At 63.5% G+C, this 22,764-nt stretch carries 22 protein-coding genes; 10 read left to right on the top strand and 12 right to left on the bottom strand.

All coding sequences use genetic code 11. The features are described from left to right. Positions 1 to 15: 15 nt before the first annotated feature. The gene (locus DWV00_RS26025) at positions 16 to 813 is read right to left on the bottom strand and encodes a sulfotransferase family protein (RefSeq protein WP_115536490.1); all 798 of its coding nucleotides are present in this window, start codon (positions 811 to 813) and stop codon (positions 16 to 18) included. 344 nt (positions 814 to 1,157) lie between these two features. After that, positions 1,158 to 2,048, bottom strand: coding sequence for a LysR substrate-binding domain-containing protein (locus tag DWV00_RS26020; protein WP_115536489.1), 891 nt, complete (start codon positions 2,046 to 2,048; stop codon positions 1,158 to 1,160). 94 nt (positions 2,049 to 2,142) lie between these two features. On the opposite strand from DWV00_RS26020, the gene DWV00_RS26015 reads away from it, so the two are divergent. Next, positions 2,143 to 3,066 (top strand): DMT family transporter, encoded by a 924-nt coding sequence (locus tag DWV00_RS26015; RefSeq protein WP_115536488.1) that lies wholly within the window; start codon positions 2,143 to 2,145, stop codon positions 3,064 to 3,066. A gap of 33 nt (positions 3,067 to 3,099) precedes the next feature. On the opposite strand, the gene ligK is transcribed toward DWV00_RS26015, so the two are convergent. From ligK to DWV00_RS25985, 6 genes are all read right to left on the bottom strand, one after another. Next, a complete protein-coding gene (gene ligK, locus DWV00_RS26010) occupies positions 3,100 to 3,786 on the bottom strand; it encodes a 4-carboxy-4-hydroxy-2-oxoadipate aldolase/oxaloacetate decarboxylase (protein ID WP_115536487.1) in 687 nt (228 codons plus the stop codon). 41 nt (positions 3,787 to 3,827) lie between these two features. Continuing rightward, on the bottom strand, positions 3,828 to 4,853 hold the full coding sequence (locus DWV00_RS26005) for an amidohydrolase family protein (RefSeq protein ID WP_115536486.1): 1,026 nt from the start codon (positions 4,851 to 4,853) through the stop codon (positions 3,828 to 3,830). Between the two features lie 60 nt (positions 4,854 to 4,913). After that, a complete protein-coding gene (locus DWV00_RS26000; protein ID WP_245965041.1) occupies positions 4,914 to 5,951 on the bottom strand; it encodes a porin in 1,038 nt (345 codons plus the stop codon). A gap of 135 nt (positions 5,952 to 6,086) precedes the next feature. Beyond that, positions 6,087 to 7,445, bottom strand: coding sequence for a C4-dicarboxylate transporter DctA (gene dctA / locus DWV00_RS25995; protein ID WP_115536485.1), 1,359 nt, complete (start codon positions 7,443 to 7,445; stop codon positions 6,087 to 6,089). 64 nt (positions 7,446 to 7,509) lie between these two features. Beyond that, complete coding sequence (locus DWV00_RS25990; protein WP_115536484.1) at positions 7,510 to 8,421, bottom strand: substrate-binding domain-containing protein; 912 nt, start codon at positions 8,419 to 8,421, stop codon at positions 7,510 to 7,512. A 67-nt stretch (positions 8,422 to 8,488) separates the two neighbouring features. Next, entirely contained in the window at positions 8,489 to 9,340 is an 852-nt protein-coding gene (locus DWV00_RS25985; RefSeq protein WP_115536483.1) for an amidohydrolase family protein, read from the bottom strand. Between the two features lie 140 nt (positions 9,341 to 9,480). Between DWV00_RS25985 and DWV00_RS25980 the strand changes: the two genes are divergently transcribed. Both DWV00_RS25980 and DWV00_RS25975 read left to right on the top strand, forming a co-directional pair. Then, positions 9,481 to 10,710 carry a LysR family transcriptional regulator gene (locus DWV00_RS25980; protein ID WP_115536482.1) on the top strand — a complete coding sequence of 410 codons (1,230 nt, stop codon included), beginning with the start codon at positions 9,481 to 9,483 and terminating at the stop codon, positions 10,708 to 10,710. Between the two features lie 278 nt (positions 10,711 to 10,988). Beyond that, complete coding sequence (locus DWV00_RS25975; protein ID WP_115536481.1) at positions 10,989 to 12,191, top strand: ammonium transporter; 1,203 nt, start codon at positions 10,989 to 10,991, stop codon at positions 12,189 to 12,191. 90 nt (positions 12,192 to 12,281) lie between these two features. Here the strand turns inward: DWV00_RS25975 and DWV00_RS25970 are convergent, their stop codons facing one another. Both DWV00_RS25970 and DWV00_RS25965 read right to left on the bottom strand, forming a co-directional pair. Continuing rightward, positions 12,282 to 12,860: an acetate uptake transporter gene (locus DWV00_RS25970; protein ID WP_115536480.1), complete on the bottom strand. Its 579-nt coding sequence runs from the start codon at positions 12,858 to 12,860 to the stop codon at positions 12,282 to 12,284. 298 nt (positions 12,861 to 13,158) lie between these two features. After that, positions 13,159 to 13,608 (bottom strand): MarR family winged helix-turn-helix transcriptional regulator, encoded by a 450-nt coding sequence (locus DWV00_RS25965; RefSeq protein ID WP_115536479.1) that lies wholly within the window; start codon positions 13,606 to 13,608, stop codon positions 13,159 to 13,161. A 196-nt stretch (positions 13,609 to 13,804) separates the two neighbouring features. Between DWV00_RS25965 and DWV00_RS25960 the strand changes: the two genes are divergently transcribed. Then, positions 13,805 to 15,295 (top strand): DHA2 family efflux MFS transporter permease subunit, encoded by a 1,491-nt coding sequence (locus tag DWV00_RS25960; protein ID WP_115536535.1) that lies wholly within the window; start codon positions 13,805 to 13,807, stop codon positions 15,293 to 15,295. 21 nt (positions 15,296 to 15,316) lie between these two features. On the opposite strand, the gene DWV00_RS34190 is transcribed toward DWV00_RS25960, so the two are convergent. After that, a complete protein-coding gene (locus tag DWV00_RS34190; RefSeq protein ID WP_181885589.1) occupies positions 15,317 to 15,457 on the bottom strand; it encodes an HHHH-motif protein in 141 nt (46 codons plus the stop codon). A 65-nt stretch (positions 15,458 to 15,522) separates the two neighbouring features. Continuing rightward, entirely contained in the window at positions 15,523 to 15,729 is a 207-nt protein-coding gene (locus tag DWV00_RS25955) for a hypothetical protein (protein ID WP_115536534.1), read from the bottom strand. 438 nt (positions 15,730 to 16,167) lie between these two features. Here DWV00_RS25955 and DWV00_RS25950 point away from each other — a divergent pair, with 438 nt between their 5' ends. The 6 genes from DWV00_RS25950 (at position 16,168) to DWV00_RS25925 (ending at position 22,727) form a co-directional block, all read left to right on the top strand. Next, positions 16,168 to 18,387: a TonB-dependent receptor gene (locus DWV00_RS25950; protein WP_115536478.1), complete on the top strand. Its 2,220-nt coding sequence runs from the start codon at positions 16,168 to 16,170 to the stop codon at positions 18,385 to 18,387. A gap of 97 nt (positions 18,388 to 18,484) precedes the next feature. Beyond that, positions 18,485 to 19,168, top strand: a complete 684-nt coding sequence (locus DWV00_RS25945; protein WP_115536477.1) for a Fe2+-dependent dioxygenase — start codon at positions 18,485 to 18,487, stop codon at positions 19,166 to 19,168. Between the two features lie 141 nt (positions 19,169 to 19,309). After that, positions 19,310 to 20,440 carry a bifunctional 3,4-dihydroxy-2-butanone-4-phosphate synthase/GTP cyclohydrolase II gene (gene ribBA / locus DWV00_RS25940; RefSeq protein ID WP_115536476.1) on the top strand — a complete coding sequence of 377 codons (1,131 nt, stop codon included), beginning with the start codon at positions 19,310 to 19,312 and terminating at the stop codon, positions 20,438 to 20,440. A 64-nt stretch (positions 20,441 to 20,504) separates the two neighbouring features. Continuing rightward, positions 20,505 to 21,017, top strand: a complete 513-nt coding sequence (ribH, locus tag DWV00_RS25935; protein ID WP_115536475.1) for a 6,7-dimethyl-8-ribityllumazine synthase — start codon at positions 20,505 to 20,507, stop codon at positions 21,015 to 21,017. Further along, the gene (gene nusB, locus DWV00_RS25930; protein ID WP_115536474.1) at positions 21,014 to 21,451 is read left to right on the top strand and encodes a transcription antitermination factor NusB; all 438 of its coding nucleotides are present in this window, start codon (positions 21,014 to 21,016) and stop codon (positions 21,449 to 21,451) included. The genes ribH and nusB overlap by 4 nt, the downstream gene beginning before the upstream one ends. An 82-nt stretch (positions 21,452 to 21,533) precedes the next feature. Continuing rightward, positions 21,534 to 22,727, top strand: a complete 1,194-nt coding sequence (locus DWV00_RS25925; protein WP_115536473.1) for a pyridoxal phosphate-dependent aminotransferase — start codon at positions 21,534 to 21,536, stop codon at positions 22,725 to 22,727. Positions 22,728 to 22,764 lie beyond the last annotated feature (37 nt).

Genomic DNA, 22,764 nt, shown 5'->3' with positions numbered 1-22,764 from the left:
GATCGCGGCATCCCCTTATGCCGCGACATACCCCAAACTCGTCGCCGCGCGCCCCGCCAGCCTCAGCAGTTTTTCATCGCTCATCGGCGTATTCGGAACGACATACAGATCGGCCATATCGGTGACCGGCTCGCTGAACGGCGTGGGATCGCGGCGCTGAGACGTCAGAAAGTCGCCAATGGGCGACGCGTCCTCCAAGCCGAGAAATGTCCCGATGCGCTCGGCGCTCGTATCCGAATCCTCTATTAGATGGCGATACGCGATCGTCAGCTTGTGCTCGGCCGGCAGTTCTTCGAAGAAGTCGAGAATCTCCGTGACGTATTGCCCCCATACGCGAACGCCGTCGTCGATCGCGCCGATCCAGCGCTTGCGCACGAGCGAGTTCGCCACGCGTCCCGGATCGCGATGGATGTGAATGAACCTCGCGGTGGGCAGCAATTCGCGTATCAGCCGAAGACATGAACCCGAACGCGGGAGACGTTCGACCGAACCCATGCGGCCGGACAGAATCGTCGGATCGGCGTAGGGAGGATGCTTGTCGCCCCAGATCGGTTCCGTGATTTCGAGTTCGTCCCGGTAGAAGCGCTCCACCCAGCTGCCGAGCGTACGACGGCTGAACGAGAGGAAACGATCCCGCAGAGGCGGGCTCAGCAGATCGGGACGATCGCTGCCGACGTCCAGCGTGTCTTTGAGCAGAGCGAAGACACGGCATTCATTCGTCAAATGAATGAGCGGGTGGGCATTGAGGACGCAACAAAAAAAGGTCGTTCCCGACCTCGGCGAGCCTACGACGAACAGCGGGAAAGATTCCATTTTCAAACCTTTGATGGGTCGGGCTGGGTCGATGGGACGCGGCTGTAGCCGAGTCGACCGTTCGTGGGGACGGAACCGCAGATTTCCTTTCAGATGGATGACAAAGCCTAAGACTAGCTGTTCGCCGGCTCCGCCAAGCGACTGCTTTGTATCCGTCCGTTACGGCGTAATGAAAGGTGACGTAATGGATACGTTAGCCGGCTGTGACTTGTTAGGAATGTAATGATCTGCAAGATTCGCGCACGTTGGCGGTGCACGTGATCGGGACCGGCAATTGGTCCGAGAATTGGCGGGAGATGTTCGAACGCCTGAGTATTCCGCTAGCGTTTCGAGTTTTGATCCCTTCAGCGTTGCACAGTTAATACGCCTTCCATCGGCCTGCTCAGATCCTCCTGCATTTGCGCGGCCAGGTAATCGCAGGTCGGCCGGTTGGATTTGGCGCTGCGCGCAACCACGATGTCCAACGGCTCGATCTCCGGTAGCCCATGCCGCCCCGCAATCACACTGAGCCGATCGGGAATGCTGCAGCGAGCCAGCGCGGATACCGCCAGCCCCGCATCGACCGCGGTCAACACACCCAGCATGCTCGCGCTGCTGTAAGTCGCGCGATACGGCAGCCCCGCACGGTCCAATGCCGCGACAGTATTGGCACGCGCCATACAACCCGGCTCATAGAGCGCAACCGGCAAGGGACGCGCCAGCCACAGCCGCGGCTCGTCCGGCTTGCCCACCCACAACATCGGCTCCCGGCGGATGAAATCGCCGTCCAACCGCAGACTGCGGTCACGCGTAACGAAGGCCAGATCGATCCGGTTGTCCGCGAGCATCGGAGCCAGCGCGGTGCTCTGCGCGCAGATCACGGTGATCTCCACCGCCGGATACATCACCGAAAAACGCCGCAACACCGGTGGCAGCAGCGAAGAGATGTAATCGTCGGGGCCGCCCAACACGACATGCCCCGAGATCTCCGGCCGAGCTACCGCCGCCCAAGCCTCGTCCTGCAACGAGCGAATGCGGCGAGCGTACTCGAGCAGCGCTTCGCCGGTATGCGTCAACGATAGATTGCGCGTGTCTCGAACGAACAAGGGCTTGCCCACGATGCTCTCCAGCCGCTTGATCTGCATGCTGACCGCCGCTTGCGAGCGGAATACGACTTGGGCGGCCTTGGTGAAGCTGCCCAATTCAGCGGCAGCAATGAAGGTCTTGAGCAGATCGGCGTCGAAATCAGGGGACATGATTAATCAACAAAGCTGATGAGTTTTCTAAGTTTTATTCGTTTGAGTTAGCAAATCAAGCTCGCGATACTAAGACTCCATCCAAGGAGCCGCCATGCCGACCTCGAGCCCCCGACAACCCGCCTCATCTCGCGAGGGCGTGCTCGGCTTTTCCGTTGCCGCCGTGCTGATGGGCACGATGGGGGTGTTCGTCGAACAAGCGGGGCTCGATCCGATCACGACGGTCTTCTATCGATGCGTATTCGGCCTGGCCACGATGGCCGCCTACTGCGCATGGAAGGGCTACTTCCGCAGCCAGCGTTTCAATCGACGGTTGCTCGGCCTTGCGCTGTTGTCCGGCGTGCTCATGGTGTCGCAGTGGGTGTTCTTCTTTGGCGCGCTCCAGCGTGTCGGCATCGCGGTAGCGACAGTGGTCTTCCACGTCCAGCCGTTCTGGGTGGTGTTGCTGGGTGCCCTCGTCTTCCGCGAGCAAGTCGGCGCGGCGCGATTGACATGGATCGGGATCGCCTTCGTGGGGTTGGCGCTGGCGGCGGGGATCGGCCGCAGCACGCTGTCGGCGGATTCGGCTTATCTGATCGGCATCGGCTTCACGCTGATCGCATCGGTGCTGTACGCAGGCGTCACGCTGATCGCGAAGGCGCTCGGCGGTCTGAGGCCGCATCTACTGACGATGATCCAATGCGCCGTGGGCGTGGTCAGCCTGCCGTGGCTGGTACCGACCGGTGCGATGACGCACGTCGGCCTCCATCAGTGGGGTTGGCTGGCCGGACTGGGGATCATCCACACCGGGCTCACCTACGCGTTGATTTACGGCGCCGTGCCCAAGATGCCGGTATCGGTGATCGCCGTGCTGCAGTTCATCTATCCGTTGACGGCGGTTCTGGTCGACTGGCTCGTGTACGGACGAGCGCTGACGCCGCTGCAAGGGCTCGGAGTCGGGTTAATCGTGCTGGCGAGCCTCGGCGTCAACTTGGGCTGGTCCTTCACAGGTGGCGGCTTGCGGCGAGCAAGGGGGTAATGTGTCCCAAGATCGTTGCGCGCCGATTACGCGTCAATCGATATAGCGCAATCCCGCATGCTCCAGCGGCTCACGCATCTTATACATGTCGAGGCCGAGCACGCCGGAGGCAAGCATCGCCCGCTTGTTCGCCTCCAACGCTTCTCGCGCGGCCGCTTTGTCGAGCGTCGCGGCCGCCGCCGGCGACGGCACGACGACGACCCCATCGTCATCGGCAACGATCACATCGCCCGGCGTCACATAAGCGCCCGCGCAAACAACGGGGATGTTCACCGAGCCGAGCGTCGCCTTGATCGTCCCCTTCGATGAGATCGCTCGGCACCACACCGGGAACCGCATCGCGGTCAGCACGGCGACGTCGCGCACACCCGCATCGATGATCAGCGCGCTCGCCCCGCGCGCCTGGAAACTCGTCGCGAGAAGATCGCCGAAGTAACCGTCCGTGCATTCCGCCGTCATTGCCGCTACAACGATATCGCCTGGCCGAATCTGCTCCGCGGCCACGTGCAACATCCAGTTGTCGCCCGGATGCAGCAGCACGGTCACCGCCGTGCCGCTGATCGCTTTCGCGCCGGCATAGATCGGCCGCATGTAGGGCTTCATCAAGCCGACCCGGCCCATCGCCTCGTGCACGGTCGCGCTACCGAACTCGCCGAACGCTTGCGCGATCCTCGCATCCGCCCGCGTGATGTTGCGATAGACCACACCGAGTTCATACATGCTTCGTTCCTCCGAGAAATGATCGTCGATTCAGGCGCGGCTCACCAGCCCTTCGCGCTCAGTGCCGCATCGAGCCGCGGATACACGCGCCGCGCATTGCCCTCATAAACCTTGAAGCGATGCTCGGGATTCATGTCCGCGGCCTCGATATAGCGCTTCGTATCGTCGTAGTAGTGGCCCGTCGTCGGATCGATGCCACGCACCGCACCGATCATCTCGCTCGCGAACAAGATGTTGTCGATCGGGATGACCTTCGCCAGCAAATCGATGCCCGGCTGATGGTAGACGCAGGTGTCGAAGAAAATGTTGTTCAACAGATGCTCGTCGAGCGGCGGCTTCTTCATTTCCTGCGCGAGGCCGCGGAATCGGCCCCAGTGGTACGGCACGGCTCCGCCGCCGTGCGGAATCACGAAGCGCAGCGTCGGAAAGTCCTTGAACAAGTCCGATGTCAGGCATTGCATGAACGCGGTCGTGTCGGCATTCAGGTAATGAGCACCCGTCGTATGGAAGCACGCGTTGCAGCTCGTGCTGACATGGATCATGGCCGGGATGTCGTACTCGACCATCTTCTCGTAGATCGGATACCAATGACGGTCCGAGAGCGGCGGGCCCGTCCAGCGGCCGCCCGACGGATCGGGATTCAAGTTGATCGCCACACTGCCGTACTGCTCGACACATTTGACGAGCTCCGGGATACACGTTTTAGGATCGGCGCCCGGGCTTTGCGGCAGCATCGCCGCGGGAACGAAATGATCGGGATAGAGCCGGCTCACTCGATAGCAAAGCTCGTTGCAGATCGCGGCCCAGGTGCTCGATACCTCGAAGTCGCCGATGTGGTGGGCCATGAAACTCGCACGCGGGCTGAAAACGGTCAGGTCCAATCCGCGCTCGCGCATCAAACGCAGTTGATTGCCTTCGATCGATTCACGCAGTTCGTCGTCGGTGATCGACAGCGCCGAAGCGGCCGGCATTTCCGACGGCTGCCCGATACCGGCGATCTGGCGCGCTCGCCAATCCGCCAGCGCTTTCGGCGCAGTCGTGTAGTGACCGTGGATGTCGATGATCATGAGTCGCTCCGATGAAGGGGACGCTCGGCCGCCCGAGGCAGCGCGTAAGCAGTCGAATATTTAGAACAGGTGATCGATGCCGACCGTGACCGCGGTTTGGCTCGACATCCCGGCCGGGTTCAGGGTGCTGACCACAGCGTGCCGGTAAGACGAGTAGTCGACTTCGCTGTACAGCGTCGTGCGCTTCGACAGCAGATACGCGAGCGACAGCACGGACAGGCCTCGGCGGCTCGCTTTGTCGTTCGACACCGCCGTCTGGTAATAGCCGCCGCGGAACTCCAACGCCGGCGAGAGCCGCCACGAGAGGCCGCCAAAGCCGTTGTTCGTCACTTGGTGCGGCGCGCCCGGACTCTGCAGGTCCTCGGACATGAAGCCGCCCGACAAACGGACCGGCCCGATCCGGTAACTCCCGCCGACCATGTAGTAGCTGTCGCCGGCATAGCTCGCGCCGCTCAGTAGGTTGCGATGACCGTACACGCCGCCGAAGCCGGCCGGCCCGGCCCCATAGCTCACGCCGACGGCGCGTCCCGCGCCGCTGCTGAAATCGCCGGCGACGCCGCCGAAGGAATTGTCGAGCTCGAACAGCAAAGGACCGAATGTGTTCTTGTATTTCACGTCGTTGTTGTCGCGCGTGCCGTCCGCGGCAACTGTCAGCGGGATGATCGGCGTGAAGTGAAAGTTGAAGGGATCGTAGATACTGATGATGTCGTGCGCGATCGTGTATTGACGCCCGAGATCGATCGACCCGTATTTGGCATTTCCGATACCAACGAATGCCTGCCGGTTGAATTCGGTCCCGGTCGTGTTGTCGTACGCCCCGTTGCCCAGATTGAACCCGCTCTCGAGCAGAAAGTGGGCGTTCCAACCGTCACCGAGATCTTCCTTTCCCCGGAAGTCCAACTTGTTCGAGCTGTAATAGCCGTTCGAATTCATCGTGACGACCGTACCGCCGCCCTTCGCCGCGTTCGTCTGATAGCGGATCCCACCGTCGACGGTGCCGTACAACTGCACGCTCGACTGCGCATGGGCACTGAGCGGTGCACCCAGCACGACGGCCGTCGCCCCTACTCCCATCGTCCTCCAAACCATCTTCATCATCGTATGTCTCCTGTTTTGATCTCGTTTTTTGCGAGCTAGCGGGTGGTATGTGTGCGCCTTTATCGATTAGTACACCTAATTAAATTTCGATCGACCCGGCCATGCTTACAATCGACTCCCCTCGCACGCCTCGGGTCAGTGGCCCGCTCGCCCGCCGCTCATCCGTTCCAGCCTCGGCAGCGCCGGTTCATGCGGCACGAAGCCGGCCTCGAGCTCCCGTCTCAGCACGGTTCGGTCGAGCGCCTTTTCCCAATTCGCGACGACGATCGTTGCGACGCTGTTGCCGACGATATTCGTGAAGACGAACGCGCTCGACAGCGCCTTATGGATACCGAGAATCAGCGCAATCGACTCGACCGGAATCGTGTTCGACGCGGCCAGCGTCGCCGCGAGCACGGCGATCGCCGCGCCGGACACGCCCGCGGCCCCCTTCGATGTCAACAGCAGCACCGCGAGCAGAACCAGCTGATCGTGCCAATTCATCGGCGTGTTGGTCGCCTGCGCGAGGAATATCGCGGCTGCCGCGAAATACAAGCAGGTACCGTCGTGATTGAACGTATAGGCGGTGGGCAACACGAGTCCGACGACCGACTTTTCGCAACCGAGGCGTTCGAGCTTGTCGATCAACTGCGGGAACACGGTCTCCGACGAACTCGTGCCGATCACGAGCAGCAGTTCCGCGCCGATGTAGCGCATCAAGCGCAGCAAGCTGAAACCGTTGATCTTGGCGATCGGCCACAGAATCATGACGAGGAACAGCGCGCAGGTCAGATAGAACTCGAGCACCAGTTTTCCGAGCGAGATCAGCGTGCCGAAACCGAACTTACTGACCGTATAGGCGATCGCCCCGAATGCGGCGAGCGGCGCGACTTTCATCGTCAACCCGATGATCCAGAACAACGATCCCGAGGCCGCGTCGATCAGATCGAGCGCCGGTTTCGCGCGCTCGCCGATCGCGGCCAGACCAAACGCGAACAGCACGGAGAAGAACAGAACCTGCAGGACGTTGCCGCTCGCGAACGCGCTGAACGCCGTGTGTGGGATCACGTTCAGCAGGAACTCGCTCGTGGTGACGACGTGGTGGGCCTGCGCGACGTATGCATCGACCGCCGACGAGTGCGCACCGTGCATATCGACATTCATGCCGACGCCCGGCTTCAGCACATTGATCGCGACGAGCCCGATGACGAGTGCAAACGACGTCACGACCTCGAAGTAGACGAGCGCCTTGATCGCGACCCGCCCGACTCGCTTGAAATCGTTGACGCCGGCGATGCCGCTGCAGACCGTGCAGAAGATGATCGGTCCGATCAGCATCTGGATCACGCGGATGAACGCGTCGCCGACCGGCTGCAGATCGATACCGAATTTCGGGAACAGATAGCCCGTCGCGATACCGAGGGCCATACCGGCGAGCACCTGAAGCGACAGGTCGCGATAGAACGGCTGGCGCACTTGGCGTTTCGCATCGGCAATCTTGCCGGGCACACTCATGATGTCTCCTTCTCTTACGGTGGCGAACTCGGGTTCGCTCGATCGGTACGGCGACGGCGGTGCGTCAGCGCGCGGCCTCGCCCAAGATGGTCGCACTATCGGTGAAGATTTCGTCGACGGACAGCCTTCTCCGCAGCAACTTCTGCGCTTCGCAAAACGCCAAAGTCTCCTCCAGCGGCCGGCGTAACGCGTCATAGCCGGCCAGCAGCTTGTCGGGCTTGCCGGCATCGGCTCGCGCGGCCGCATCCTTGCCGCGGAGCAACAGTTCGTACACCGCGCGCACCGCTCGCGGGTAGGCATCGACCACCGCTTTCGTCACCACGACAACGTGATTGATCGGGACGTAGCGATGCTGCCCGTACCAAACGCGATCCGCCGCCGCGGCATCGGCGATCACCGGCGCGAACGCGGGATCGTCGGGCAGATCGTTGCCGAGGATCGCGCCGTCCAATTCGCCGTCGCGCAACATCGAGAGCATATTCCGGCCGGGTTCCGCCCGGCGCACGAACGCCGGATCGCGATATTCCTCGAGGTGAGCGCCCTCGAAGGCCACCCATTCGACACGTTCGAGCGGTACGCCGTAGGTCTGCGACAGAATCGCCCGCACCCACATGCCCGTCGTCTGCGTATAGGCCCGCACGCCGATCCGCTTGCCCGCCAGATCGCCGACAGCCAGCGGGCCGCGTTGCGCGCTGCGGATCAGGCAGCCTTGTTGGAACCGGGCGGCAACGACGAACGGCAGGAGCACGAGCGGTTTGCCGTATGCCTTTGCCTGCAGATAGGTCACAATCGCCAATTCGCTCAAGTCGTAGGCCTGGCGGCGCGCCATCGGCGCAAACGCGCGATGAATCGGCTCGACGTCCTCGAAGGTGAGCCGCACGGCAGGATCCGTCAACTCGCCGCGCTTGAGCGCTTGCGTGTGCGGATAGGTCCGAATCGCCATCGTCAGATTCGGGGCTTGTGTATCGGTGTTCATCGTCGGTCGTTCCAAATTCGGTCGCTGTTTCGGCGTGTCGGCGTATCGGCTGCGTGAGCCGGCCGGCTCATGCGCGAAGCTGCGGATAGATCGTGCGTGCGGTCCCGCCAAAAATCGCGTCGAGAGCGTCGGCGGGGAGCATCGAGAGACTCTCCCGCGCCTGCGCAAGCAATTGCGGCAGTGCGCCCTCGGCAGCGGGAAAATTCGACCCCCAGGCGATCCGGTGCGCACCGAACGCATCGAGCACGCGCGGGAAGAACGCCTCGGATGTCGATGCGCCGCGAGCGGCCTCGGCGATCGTCCGATTCGTCAGCTTGAGGAAGACACCCGCATGCGAAGCCAGGCTGAAGAGCGGCGCGGCCGCTTCGTATGGCGGGCCGCCGGCCAGATCCGGACGCGCGAGGTGGTCGAGCAACACGCGGCTATCGGGAAAGCGCGACAGCATATTGAGCAGCGCCGGGATGCCCTGCGCCGTCATCTGCAGGCAGATCGACACGCCATGTCGCTGCGCATAGTCCCAAACCGGAAACGAGCGCTCATCGTCCAACCAGCCCGCCTGCCCCGGCATCGTGCTGCCGGTCGTGAACAGACGCAGACCGGCGAGCCCCGCGTCGAGCCAGCGTTGCATCTGCGAAACGGCGTCGTCGGCGAGCACATCGATCGAAAACACGCCGGCGAAACGATCGGGGTGGCTACGCACCGCCTCCACGACATAACTATTGTCGTTTCCGTACACGGTCGACGCCTGCACGACGACCGCGCGGGCAATACCGGCCGCATCCATCGAGTCGAGCAGCGCTTCGTAGGTCGTCGGCCGCTTCGCCGACCATTCGGACTGGTGCCCGCCGACCGGGGCCAGCGGATAACGCTGTTTATCTGAGGAAATTGCATGAGTATGCGTGTCGATGACGACGGACATGTCGTGGCTCCTGACTGGAATTGTCGCGTTCGAATGCATGTAACTGTACGGGCGTTGGCGGCGAAGCCCGCAATATGAAGCGCGGCATGTCACATAAATTTTGGTTAAGCTAGGTGTTTTTACATACGGACCTTGGCGCAATGAAGGCGAGCGATAGCGCGCGCGGCGACGACGAGCTGACGCGGCTGCGGCGGCTTTTCCTGTTCGACGCGGTCTGCGAGGCGGGCGGCATCGGCCAGGCCGCCGCTCGCGCAGGCCGCACTCAACCGGCGGTCAGCCTCGCGATCGCCAAGCTGGAAACGAGCTTCGGCGGCCGGCTGTTCGAGCGCGGCTTCGGCGGCAGCGATCTCACCAACGAAGGCGAAATCCTGCGACGGCGAGTGAGGCGGATGCTCGACCAGATAGAGCGGGCCATCGCCGAACTGGTCGGCGAACCGAGAGCGGCGAGTACGGCGAAACTCTGCCGGCACCTGACGGACGCGCAGGTGCGATGCCATATCGCGATCGCCGGCGCGGGGTCCGCGGCCGAAGCCGCGCTACGGCTCGGCATCTCGCAGCCGGCCGTGCATCGCGCTGCGCGGCAGATCGAGCAGACGGTCGGCGTCGCGCTGTATCGCCGGCGCGTCCATAGCGTCGCCGCCAACCCCGCCGGGATCGAGTTCGCGCGTGCACTGAGTCTCGCCTTGCACGAGATCGCGCAGGCGCGCGAGGACGTCGCGTTTGCCCGCGGACAGCGCACCGGCAAGGTGGTGATCGGCGTACTGCCGATGCTGGCGCAGCGGCTCGTCGCCCGCGCGATCGAACGGCTTCGCCGCCGCTTTCCCGATGCTCGGGTAACCGTCGAAGAAGGCTCGCACCACGTGCTCATGCGCGAGTTGAGGATCGGCGCGATCGATATGATCGTCGGCAGCTTGCGCGAGCCGCGCCTGACAGGCGACGTCAGGGAAACCGAGCTATTCGCGGATCCTTACGTGGTGGCCGTGCGCAAGGGACACCGGCTGGCGCGGCGGAATACGGTCGCGGCACGCGATCTGGGCGCATTCGATTGGGTCGTACCGCAACGCAGCGTGCCGCGCCGCGCGGTGATCGACGCGCTGCTCGCAAGGCTGCCCGCGGTGCCACCGCTCGTCGTGGAAACGAGCTCGCTCACCATGATGATGGCGATGCTTGTCGAAAGCGACTGCGTCACCGTCCTGCCCCGCTCACAGATCGACGAAGGGTATCCGGGCAGCGAACTGGTCGCGCTCGGATTCGATACACCGACCGCGAGCCGGGTCGTCGGCTATACGCTGCGCACCGACTGGCTGGGAACGGCCGTCCAGCAAGCATTCGTGGAAGCGTTGCGCGCCGAGGGGACAGCGAACGGCTGACAGCAGCGGTGCCTTCGCCCGAGCCAAGGCGGCCCCGCCAAGCGCCCTCCCCATTTGCATGCATCGAATGCTCGCTGCCAGTGCAAACGCCCGCTTGCCGTGCATATAACGCACCCTTCCCGTGCAAACGCCATTTTCCCCTGGGGGCATCGTGCAATGCACCGACAGCGCGCAAACACGGGCTGCCACAGCGGCCTTGCACAAATCAAGGACATCGATTCACCTGATTGGCACATCTCTTGCGTTACGTGCCTCTTTTTTGCGCGCCAATTGATCCTATGAATGACCTGAAATCGGGCAGCGACACTCTGTTCCTGCTGCTGGGCGCCGGCATGGTGCTCGCGATGCATGCAGGCTTCGCGTTCCTCGAGCTTGGCACGGTTCGCAAGAAGAACCAGGTCAATGCACTCGTCAAGATCCTCGTCGATTTCGCGGTGTCGACCATCGCGTACTTCTTCATCGGCTACACGATCGCCTACGGGGTCCAATTCTTCGGCAACGCGACCACGCTCGCGGAGCACAACGGCTATGCCCTCGTGCGCTTCTTCTTCCTGCTGACGTTTGCCGCGGCCATCCCCGCGATCGTTTCGGGCGGCATCGCCGAGCGGGCGAAGTTCAACCCGCAACTATGCGCGACGTTCATTCTCGTCGGCTTCGTCTATCCGTTCTTCGAAGGCATCGCCTGGAACGACCGGTTCGGCATCCAAACCTGGCTGACCGCAACCCTCGGCGCGCCGTTCCACGATTTCGCGGGCTCGGTCGTCGTGCATGCGTTCGGCGGCTGGGTGGCGTTGCCCGCCGTGCTGCTGCTCGGCGCGCGCCGCGGACGCTATCACCGCGACGGGCGAATCGCGGCGCACCCGCCGTCGAACATCCCGTTCTTGGCATTGGGCGCTTGGGTGCTCGCCGTGGGCTGGTTCGGCTTCAACGTCATGAGCGCGCAGACGATCGACAAGATCAGCGGGCTCGTCGCCGTCAACTCGCTGATGGCGATGGTCGGCGGCACGCTGGCCGCCTGGCTCGCCGGACGCAACGACCCGGGCTTCGCCTACAACGGCCCGCTCGCGGGACTCGTCGCCGTCTGTGCCGGGTCCGACGTCATGCACCCGATCGGCGCGCTCGTGACCGGTGTGATCGCCGGGGTGCTGTTCGTCTACATGTTCACCTGCGTGCAAAACCGCTGGAAGATCGACGACGTCCTCGGCGTGTGGCCGCTGCACGGCATGTGCGGCGCCTGGGGCGGCATCGCCGCGGGCATTTTCGGCGCGAAAGCGCTCGGCGGCGCAGGTGGCGTATCGCTGATCGCACAGGTGCTCGGCACGCTGGCGGCCATCGTCGTCGCGACGGCCGGCGGCGCGATCGTCTATGGCATCCTGCGGGCGACCGTGGGGATTCGCCTCGACGACGAAAGCGAATTCGACGGCGCCGATCTCTCGCTCCACAAGATCAGCGCGACACCGGAACGCGAAACGGTGGTTTGAAGGATCGTCGTTTTCTCGATTTTCGGCGCGCGATCGGGTTGTCCCGTCGCGCGCCACTTTGCCGGCTATCGCCGAATCGACGTTGCGCGGCTACGCCGCGTGAGGATGAGCTTGCGCCCAATCGTGGGTCGGAAGCACGGTATGGCCGAGGCTTTCATTGATGACCATGGCCGCCGAAGCATAGAACGCCAGCACCGCCGTCACCAAGCCCGTATAGCCGCCGATTTGCGTGGCCAAGGCCGATCCGGTCCATGCGCCGATCGCCAACAGCAGATAGGTGATCCAAAGCGAGAGGAACACGACTTGCACGGACGTGCTCGTATGGAGCGAGGCGACCCACATATAGAACGTGAACACGCCCCATACCAGCAGATACCAGCCGACGAACGATTCCGGCACCTTCGTGCCTAGGAATGCCGCGAATAGCGCGAACGACCACCAGAAGGCGCCGTAACTGAGGAACGCCACCATGGCCAGTGTGTTGCCGCGCGGATATTCGAGGACGCCGGCGATCATCTGCGCCGTGCCGCCGAAGGCGAACGCCAGCGCGAGCACGAGGCCCAATGCATCGGAGCCGTACCAACCGGCGTTCACCATGCTCAGCATCCAGGTGGTGAATGCAAAACCGGCGAGACCGAGCGGTGCCGGGTTCGAGAACTTACTATTCATAAACCGCCTCCGTGGAGGTTTGCGGTTGAATATGCTCGGAGACGATGCGAGGCCCTCGGTCGCCGCCGAACGCGACCGCGAGGTGCTTGCGATGGATGCCGGTCGACTTGGGAAAAGCCCGTTCGACCCCATTTGACGGCGCGGCTCAATGCAAGCCCACGCGGTTGAATTCAAGTGTAGGCCACCTCTCACGGGGTCGGAAGCGGTACGCTTGGAGCCGGCATCGATCCATCGGAGGAAAGCCGTCGCGGCTCGCGGCCCGCGCCCGCATCGAGGCGCGCGAGGTACCTTCGATCCGCTATTCGACGCCTTCGCCGATACTTTCGCCGAAGTTGTTTCGGACGCGCTGCAGCAGATGGATCAACGTCTCGCGCTCAGCGGTCGATAGCCCGCGAAACCCTTCCTCCGCCACTTCGTCCCCCACCTGCAACACGCGCGGGAAAATCGTTCGCGCCTTGCGCGTCAAGCGAATCACGAATGCGCGGCGGTCCTCGCCGCTCGCCACCCGCTCCACCCAGCCATACCCTTCCATCCGGTCGAGCAGACGAGTCAGCGAGATCGGCGTGATTTCCAGGAGCTCGGCGAGACGCGCCTGGTTCATCTCGCCCTTCCACGTCAGGTACGCGACCACGCGGCTTTGCGCGCGCGTGAGCCCGAGCCGCTTCGCACGTTTGTCGTAGAGACGCCCGCACAACCGCCCCGCGTCGGTAATCAAAAAGTTCAGCCGGCTCTCGTAGCTCTTGTCCATGCCCGAATTATAGGGGAGCGAGTCGATCCACTCTGCGACTGCCGGTCACGACACCGCTCACGACACATCACATAGGCTAATTTATAATAAGCATGCTTACTAATTGAAGATCGCGCAAGCGCCGGGCGATCGCCGGAGACTCACGTTGAACGAACCGCTTTCCGCCGCCGGGCGGAACCCGCCGCTGAACCGGCCGATGCTGACCGTTTCGATCATGCTCGCGACGCTGATGCAGACGCTCGACAGCACGATCGCAAACGTGGCGCTCCCGCATATGCAGGGCAGCTTGTCGGCGTCGCAAGACGAGATCACGTGGGTGCTGACGTCCTATATCGTCGCCGCGGCGATCGCGACGCCGCTCACGGGCTGGTTATCGGATCGCCTCACCGTGAAGCGCCTGCTGACGATCTCGGTCGTGGGCTTCACCATCGCATCGGCGTTGTGCGGCCTGTCGGAGACCGTCGCGCAAATAGTCTTGTCGCGGCTGCTGCAAGGGGTTTTCGGGGCCGCGCTCGTTCCGCTCTCGCAATCGATTCTGCTCGACGTCAATCCCCGAGAAAAGCAAGGCCAGGCGATGGCGGTTTGGGGGATGGGCGTGATGGTCGGCCCGATCATCGGGCCCACGCTTGGCGGCTGGCTCACCGAGAGTTACTCGTGGCGCTGGGTGTTCTTCATCAACTTGCCGATCGGGGTGCTCGCGCTGGCCGGCGTCGCGGCATTCCTCCCTGCCAAGGAGCCCAAGCGCGGGATCGCGTTCGATACGTTCGGTTTCGCGACGCTCGCCCTCGCGATCGGCGCGCTGCAAGCGATGCTCGATCGCGGCGAGCAGCTCGACTGGTTCGGGTCGAAGGAGATCGTCATCGAGGCGCTGCTCGCCTCCGTCAGCTTCGCGTTCTTCGTCGTGCATACGGCCACGGCCGGCAAAGTGTCGTTCTTCAAGCGCGAGCTGCTGCGCGACCCGAACTTCGCGGTCGGCACGTTCTTCATCTTCGTGGTCGGCGCCGTGCTCTACGCCACGCGCGCGTTGATTCCGCCGATGCTGCAGAACTTGATGGGCTATCCGGTCGCGACAGCGGGACTCGTCACGGCGCCGAGCGGCGCCGGAACGATGGTGGCGATGCTGCTTGCCGGCAAGCTGCTGCGGCGCGTCGATGCCCGGCTGATCCTGCTCGCCGGCATGAGCATTTCCGCACTCGCGTTATGGCAGATGATGCATTACACGATCGTGCTGTCGCCATCGGACATCGTGTGGCCCGGGGTGGTCCAAGGCTTCGGGCTCGGTCTCGTGTTCGTCCCGCTCAGCACGCTCACGTTTTCGACGCTGACGGCCGAGCTGCGCGCGGACGGCACCGCCACCTACAGCCTGATGCGCAACATCGGCAGCAGCATCGGCATCTCGATCGTGCAGACGCTGCTGACACGCTACACGCAGGTGTCGCATGCCAACCTCGCCGCTCACGTGACCGTCTTCGATCCGACCGTTCAGAGCATGCTGGCTTCGAGTTCGAGGCTCGGCATGGCGATACTCGATCAAGGCATCACGCAACAGTCCGCCATGATCGCCTATGTGGACGACTTCAAGCTGATGTTCGTCGCCACGCTGGTCGCCATCCCGCTGCTCGTGTTGATTCGCTCTCCCCATGCGCCTTCGCCGGGCGACGTCGCTTCGCACGCGGCGATCGACTGACGCCCGCTTGGCGTTGGGTGATTACCGCACCATGTGGCAAATGCGATGGTGATGGTGGTTATCCCAATGGCACACACGGTGGGGATGCGCCTCGGCGATGGCCGGAGCGAGCACGGCCGTCGCAACGGCGGCCAAGATGATCGTTTTCAGAAGGGTCTTCATTTTCATATCCTCATTAGGTTGGATTCGATAACGGGAGCAAGGAGATCGAGGGTGCCGCTAGTCGATTAGTACTGCTGGCGCTGATCGTATCCTTCGTGATGCCGTGCTTCCCAATCGCGGCGCTCCCAATAGCGATGCCCGTCCCAATAGCGATCACCATGCCAGCCGATCGTCACCTGGGCCGGCACAGGCGCAACGATGCACCCCGTGAGAGACGCGCACGAAATTGTGCCCACCGCCAATGTCAGTATCAACAACTTGTTCGCTTTCATCTTTGCTCCTCTTGATTCGGCGACGATGATACGAACGCCGAGCATTCTAGTTGTAAAAGCTTGCTACGGTTTATTACGGCCGATGACATAGCTCGCTCGAATGCCAGCCGCCGGCTGGCAAAAGTGTCCAAGATGCGGGTCATACATGTCACCGCAATTGCACGATCTCGGTCTGCACGCCTCCTCATAAGCGCCGGTTAGCCGCCGCCGAGGGCATGACCGCCCTACTGCCTGCACTACCCCTACCTCCGTTGTCCCGTCCCGACAAGCTGGAAGGGTCGATCCACATTTGTCTTGTCACTGTCGCAGACATATGTAATGCTAATCATTCTCATTTGTATTAGCATAATCCGGCTACCGCGGAAAGCGCTGCCCACACCAAAACGCCCCGCCGCACACGGATGGCGGGAGCCAAACATCGACACAGGGGTTTTCTACATGCTGACCAAGACGCCGCTCGCGCGGGCGCTCCAACTGGCGTTCGCGCTACATGTCACGGCGCTTCCTCTCGCTGCCCACGCACAGGCTTCAACGGAGCCGAACCCTCCCAACAGCCCTCGGCAGGCGGACACTGCCGCGCCCAAGCCGCAAGCGCCTTCCGCAACCAATACGACGCTGCCCACCGTCACGGTCAACAGCACCCAAACGCACGACGACTTCATCACCGACAAATCGATGGTCGGGGCGAAGGTGCCGACGGCCCAGCGCGACATCGCGCAATCGGTCACGGTGATCAACCAAGCGCTCATGCAATCGCAAGGCGCAACGTCGTTCCAGGACAGCTTGCGCAACGCGCCGGGCATCACGATCGGCGGTGCCGAGGGCGGTCAGATCGGCAACAACATCAATCTGCGCGGCTTCACCGCGCAGAACGACATCTACCTCGACGGCTTCAGAGATCGCAACCAGTACTACCGCGATACGTTCGACCTGGAATCGATCGACGTGCTGTACGGCCCTTCGTCGATGCTGTTCGGCCGGGGCTCGACCGGCGGGGTGATTGATCAAGTCAGCAAACAGCCGAGCCTCAAAGCGTCGGGAGAAATCTCGACGACGATCGGCACCAGCGATCGTTATCGGACTTCCGTCGATTTGAACCACCCGCTGACGGACACCGCCGCCTTCCGCGTCGATGCATTCGGCCAATCGCTCGGCTCGACGCGCGACGAGATGAAGAACAAGGACTACGGCATCGCGCCGTCGGTCCGGTTCGGGATCGGCACGCCCACCGAAGTCACGATCTCCGCGCTGATCCAGCACAACTACGACATGCCCGACTACGGCGTGCAGGCGATCGACGGCCATGCGTTCGCGCCGTCGATGCACACCTATTACGGGCTGACCGACGACCGCACGATCCAGGACGTGCAATCTCTAAGGGCGCGCGTCGAACATAAGATCTCCGATGCTCTGTCGGTGTCGAACCAGACACAGATTTCCCACTCGACGACCGACGCGCGCGAGACGGCCGCGCATGCCGTGCTCACAGGGCCGACGGCCTCGAGCACGGCACTGTCGAGCGGCAACTTCACTTCCCTGCCGCTGCAAGATCTCTACGTGCAGTTGCAGAGCCACGACCGGGTGATCCAGAACCGCTCGATCAGCAACGACTCGATGGTCCGCTACACATTCAATACGGGGCCGATCCGCCACGACTTGATCGCCGGCGCCGAGATCGGCTACGAGAGCTATAGCAACCAGGCCTACATCCGCAACAATCTGCCCATCGTTTCCCTCCTCGATCCCGTGTACGAGAGCACGCCGTCGAACGTCACGCAGTCGATCGGCAACTATGCCTCGTCCGGCGCGACGTCGCTCGCCACTTATGTGAACGATACGATCTCGCTCGGCCAGCACTGGAAGGTCATCGGCGGCCTGCGCTGGGATCGCTTCCAAGCGCACATCAGCAACACGATCAACGCACCGGGCTATACGAATCAGACGAACGACTTCACGAGCGTGCGCGCCGGGGTGATCTACCAGCCCACCGATTGGCAGTCGTACTACTTCTCGTACGGAACGTCGTTCGACCCGTCGCTCGAAGCGCTGACGGTCACGAACTTCACGCAGAACCTCGCCCCGGAGCACACCAAGTCGTACGAGGTGGGCGGCAAGTGGGATCTGCTCGACGGGAATCTCTCGGTGACGTCGGCACTGTTCCAGGAAGAGATGGACAACGCGCGCACGCAATTGTCTTCGTCCGAATACACGCTAGACGGCGATATTCGCGTGCGCGGCTTCCAGGCGGGCGTGACGGGCCACATTCTGCCGAACTGGCAGGTGTTCGGCGGATACACGTACTTGGACGCGACAATCCTGCGCGCGCTCGACGGCACCCAAGGGAACACGCCGGCCAATACGCCGCGCAATACGCTGACGCTGTGGACCACTTACAATCTCACGCCGCATTGGGAGATCGGCGGCGGCCCGACGTACATGTCGGCACGCTATGCCGCGAACACGAATTTCGTGCAAGTGGGCGGCTACACGCGCTGGGATGCGATGGCCGCCTATCACGCAAAGAAGTGGGACGCGCGCCTGAACCTGCTCAACCTGACCAACAAGTTCTACTACGACGCGCTGATCCAGTCCGACGGCGGCCGCTCGGTGCCGGGCATCGGCCGTACGCTGCTCGCGACGTTCGAATACCGGCTTTGAGGAAGCGGCCGCAAGGCGTACCGGGCGCGCCTTTGGCGAGCGGCGCCCGGCATGCCCGAACACCCAGCACGCCTAGACATGTAAAGGAAATATCGCCATGCTGCTGCAAATCCCGGGCGTGCTGAACGCCGAACAGATCCGCGCCATGCGAAACCGGCTCGACGCCGCCGGCGATGCATGGGTCGACGGCCGCGCCACGGCCGGCTACTCGGGCGCCCCCGTCAAGCGCAACCAGCAGATCGCCGAGCACACGCCGATCGCGCGCGAACTCGGCGATGTGGTGCTCGCCGCGCTCGAGCGCCACCCGCTGTTCATCAGCGCCGCATTGCCGAACCAAGTGTATCCGCCGCTGTTCAACCGCTACGAAGGCGGCATGACCTTCGGCAATCACGTGGACGGTGCTGTGCGTGTCCTCCCGAACGGCATCAAGCTGCGTACCGACGTGTCGGCCACGCTGTTCCTCTCCTCGCCCGACGAATACGACGGCGGCGAACTCGTGATCGAAGACACTTACGGCACCCACGCCGTGAAGCTGCCGGCCGGCGACATGGTCCTCTACCCTGCGGCGAGCGTGCACCGCGTGACGCCTGTCACCCGCGGCGCACGCGTCGCGAGCTTCCTGTGGGTGCAAAGCCTCGTTCGCGGCGACGCGCAACGCGCCCTGCTGTTCGACATGGACAACGCCATTCAGCGCCTGAACGCGACCGATGCGGACGAACTCGCGCGGCGCAATCTCGTCGGCTGCTATCACAACCTGTTGCGTCTCTGGAGCGAACCCTGACGATTTCGGGGGCCATCGCGCCGAAGGCCGAAGTGCAGTTTGGGATTTGCAACGCTATGTTTCGCGCGCGTAGCGCGGATTGGGGCGCCGCGCCGCCCGCCGTGGCGTAAAATACGCGCTTTCCCGAACCTACTCAACGACATGTCTCTCGCCTCCACTCCCGAGATCATCGCCGAACTCAAAGCCGGCCGGATGGTGATCCTCGTCGACGAAGAAGATCGCGAAAACGAAGGCGACCTGGTGCTCGCGGCCGATTTCGTCACGCCGGAAGCGATCAATTTCATGGCCCGCTACGGCCGCGGCCTGATTTGTCTGACGATGACGCAGGAGCGCTGCAAGCAGCTGAACCTGCCGCTCATGACGTACCGCAACGGCACGCAGTACGGTACCGCCTTCACGGTCAGCATCGAAGCCGCCGAAGGCGTCACCACCGGCATTTCGGCGGCCGACCGCGCCCGCACGATCGCCACCGCCGTCGCGCGCGATGCGAAGGCGGAGCACATCGTGCAGCCGGGGCACGTGTTCCCGATCATGGCGCAACCGGGCGGCGTGCTCGTGCGCGCGGGCCACACGGAAGCGGGCTGCGATCTGACGGCGCTCGCCGGGCTCACGCCGGCCGCCGTCATCTGCGAAATCATCAAGGACGACGGCACGATGGCGCGCCTGCCCGATCTGATCGAATTCGCGGCCCAGCACGATCTCAAGCTCGGCTCGATCGCCGATTTGATCCACTACCGCAGCCGCACCGAGTCGATCGTCACGCGCGTGGCCGAGCGCACGATGCACACGGCGCGCGGCCCGTTCCGCGCGATCCTCTATCAAGATCAGCCGAGCGGCTCGCCGCACCTCGCCCTCGTGCGCGGCACGCCGACGCCCGACGGCGAAACGCCCGTGCGCGTGCATGAGCCGCTGTCCATGCTCGATTTGCTCGAAGTGGGCACTTCCACCCATTCGTGGACGCTCGACGCCGCCATGAAGGAAATCGCAGATCGCGATCTCGGCGTCATCGTCATGCTCAACTGCGGCGATACGAAGGATCATCTGATCGACGTCTTCAAGGCGTTCGACGAAGAAGAAAAGGCGGCGCAGCTCAAGCGCCGGCCCGTCGATTTCAAGACGTACGGCGTCGGCGCGCAGATTCTGCGCGATCTGAACGTCGGCAAGATGCAAGTGCTGTCGAACCCGCGCCGGCTCGGCAGCATGTCGGGCTACGGCCTCGAAGTGACGGGTTTCGTGCCGATGCCGGGCGCTCCCGTGCGGCCTGGCGCATAATCGCCGGCGGCACCTCGGCGCACGACGCCTCTTACCCCTTTCTACGGACCCTAACGGACCATTTATGGAAATCGGACAATACCAGCCGAACCTCGAAGGCGACGGCCTGCGCGTCGGCATCGTGCAATCGCGTTTCAACGAGCCCGTCTGCAACGGCTTGGTCGATGCCTGCATCGAAGAGCTCGAGCGTCTCGGCGTCGCGGGCGAAGATGTCCTGCTCGTCACCGTGCCCGGCGCACTCGAAATCCCGCTCGCGCTGCAAAAGCTGGCCGAGAGCGGCCAGTTCGACGCGCTGATCGCGCTCGGCGCCGTCATCCGCGGTGAAACGTACCATTTCGAACTCGTTTCGAACGAGAACGGCGCCGGCGTCTCGCGCATCGCGCTCGACTTCGGCATCCCCGTCGCCAACGGCGTGCTGACGACGGAATCCGACGAGCAAGCCGTCGCCCGCATGACCGAAAAGGGCCGCGATGCCGCCCGCGTGGCCGTCGAAATGGCGAACCTGTCGGTCGCGCTCGAACAGCTCGGCGGCGATGAAGACGAAGACGAGGACGAAGAAGAAGAGGACGAGGCATGAAGAGCGCCCGCAGACGCTCCCGCGAACTAGCCACGCAGGGGCTGTATCAGTGGCTGCTGTCGGGCGCGCCCGCCGGTGAAATCGACGCCCAGCTGCGCGGGGCGCAAGGCTTCGACAAGGCCGATCAGGAGCACCTCGATGCCTTGCTGCACGGGGTGATCCGCGAGAGCGCCGAGCTCTCGGCCGATCTCGCGCCGTGCCTCGATCGGCCGATCGAGCAGCTCTCGCCCGTCGAGCGGGCCGTGCTGCTCGTGGCCGCGTTCGAGTTCAAGCATCACCTGGATATTCCGTATCGCGTCGTCATCAACGAAGCCGTCGAACTCGCGAAGACGTTCGGCGGCTCGGACGGCTACAAGTATGTCAACGGCGTGCTCGACAAGCTCGCCTTGAAGTTGCGTACCACGGAGTCGCAGGCAGGGCGCACCAACCGCTGAGCCCTCGCCGGTCAGTTCTCGTCGCGTGCGCCGCTACCCGCGGCCCACGCCGATCGAATCCGGAAGAATCAAGGCACTTAGCATGAATATCGCGGCAGAACCGCTCACGAAGCTCGCGTCGCGTGTCGACGCGATCGCGCCGTTCTACGTCATGGAGCTCGCCAAGGAAGCCCGGCAGCTCGAACTGGCGGGGCGCCATATCATCCACATGGGCATCGGCGAGCCCGATTTCACGGCGCCCGAACCCGTTGTCGAAGCCGCCGCGCAAGCGCTGCGGCGCGGCGTGACGCAGTACACGGGCGCCCTCGGCATCGCGCCGCTGCGGGAAGCCATCGCCGCGTACTACCAGCAAAACTACGGGCTCATCGTCGATCCGGCGCGGATCGTCATCACGGCCGGCGCATCGGCCGCGCTGCTGCTGGCCTGCGCGGCACTCGTCGATCGCGACGACGAAGTCCTGATGCCCGACCCGTCCTACCCTTGCAACCGCCATTTCGTGGCCGCGACGGAAGGTAAGCCCGTGCTCGTCCCGAGCGGCCCCGAAGCACGGTATCAACTGACGGCCGCCGACATCGAACGGCTCTGGGGCGAAAAGACGCGAGGCGTGCTGCTCGCGTCGCCGTCGAATCCGACCGGCACCTCGATCGAGCCCGCGGAACTCGAACGGATCGTCAAAGCCGTGCGCGCGCGCGGCGGCTTCACGATCGTCGATGAAATCTACCAAGGGCTGTCGTACGACGCGCGGCCCGTATCGGCGCTGTCGTTCGGCGACGACGTCGTCACCGTCAACAGCTTCTCGAAGTACTTCAACATGACGGGCTGGCGGCTCGGCTGGCTCGTCGTGCCCACCTCGATGATCGGCGCGTTCGAAAAGCTCGCGCAGAATTTGTTCATCTGCGCGTCGGCGCTGGCGCAGCATGCCGCCCTGGCCTGCTTCGAACCCGAGACGATCGAGATCTACGAGGGCCGGCGCCTCGAATTCAAGCGCCGGCGCGATTTCATCGTGCCCGCCCTCGAGCGGCTCGGCTTCAAGGTGCCCGTCACGCCCGACGGCGCGTTCTACGTCTATGCCGATTGCCGCGGCGTCCCCCACCCAGCCGCGGGCGACAGCGCCGCGCTCACGAAAGCGATGCTTCACGATGCGGGCGTCGTGCTCGTCCCGGGGCTCGACTTCGGACAACACGCGCCGCGCGATTACATCCGGTTGTCGTACGCGACGGCCTATACGTCGCTCGAGGAAGCGGTCGAACGCTTGGCACGGCTGTTTGGGCGCTGAGTCATTGATGCGATGTGGCGCGGCGTCGCCCCACACC

The sequence above is a fragment of the Trinickia dinghuensis genome (assembly GCF_003367175.1).
GTDB classification, from domain to species: Bacteria; Pseudomonadota; Gammaproteobacteria; order Burkholderiales; family Burkholderiaceae; genus Trinickia; species Trinickia dinghuensis.
Note: the sequence above shows the minus strand (reverse complement) of the source record. Positions and strands in the feature narration are given on the sequence as shown.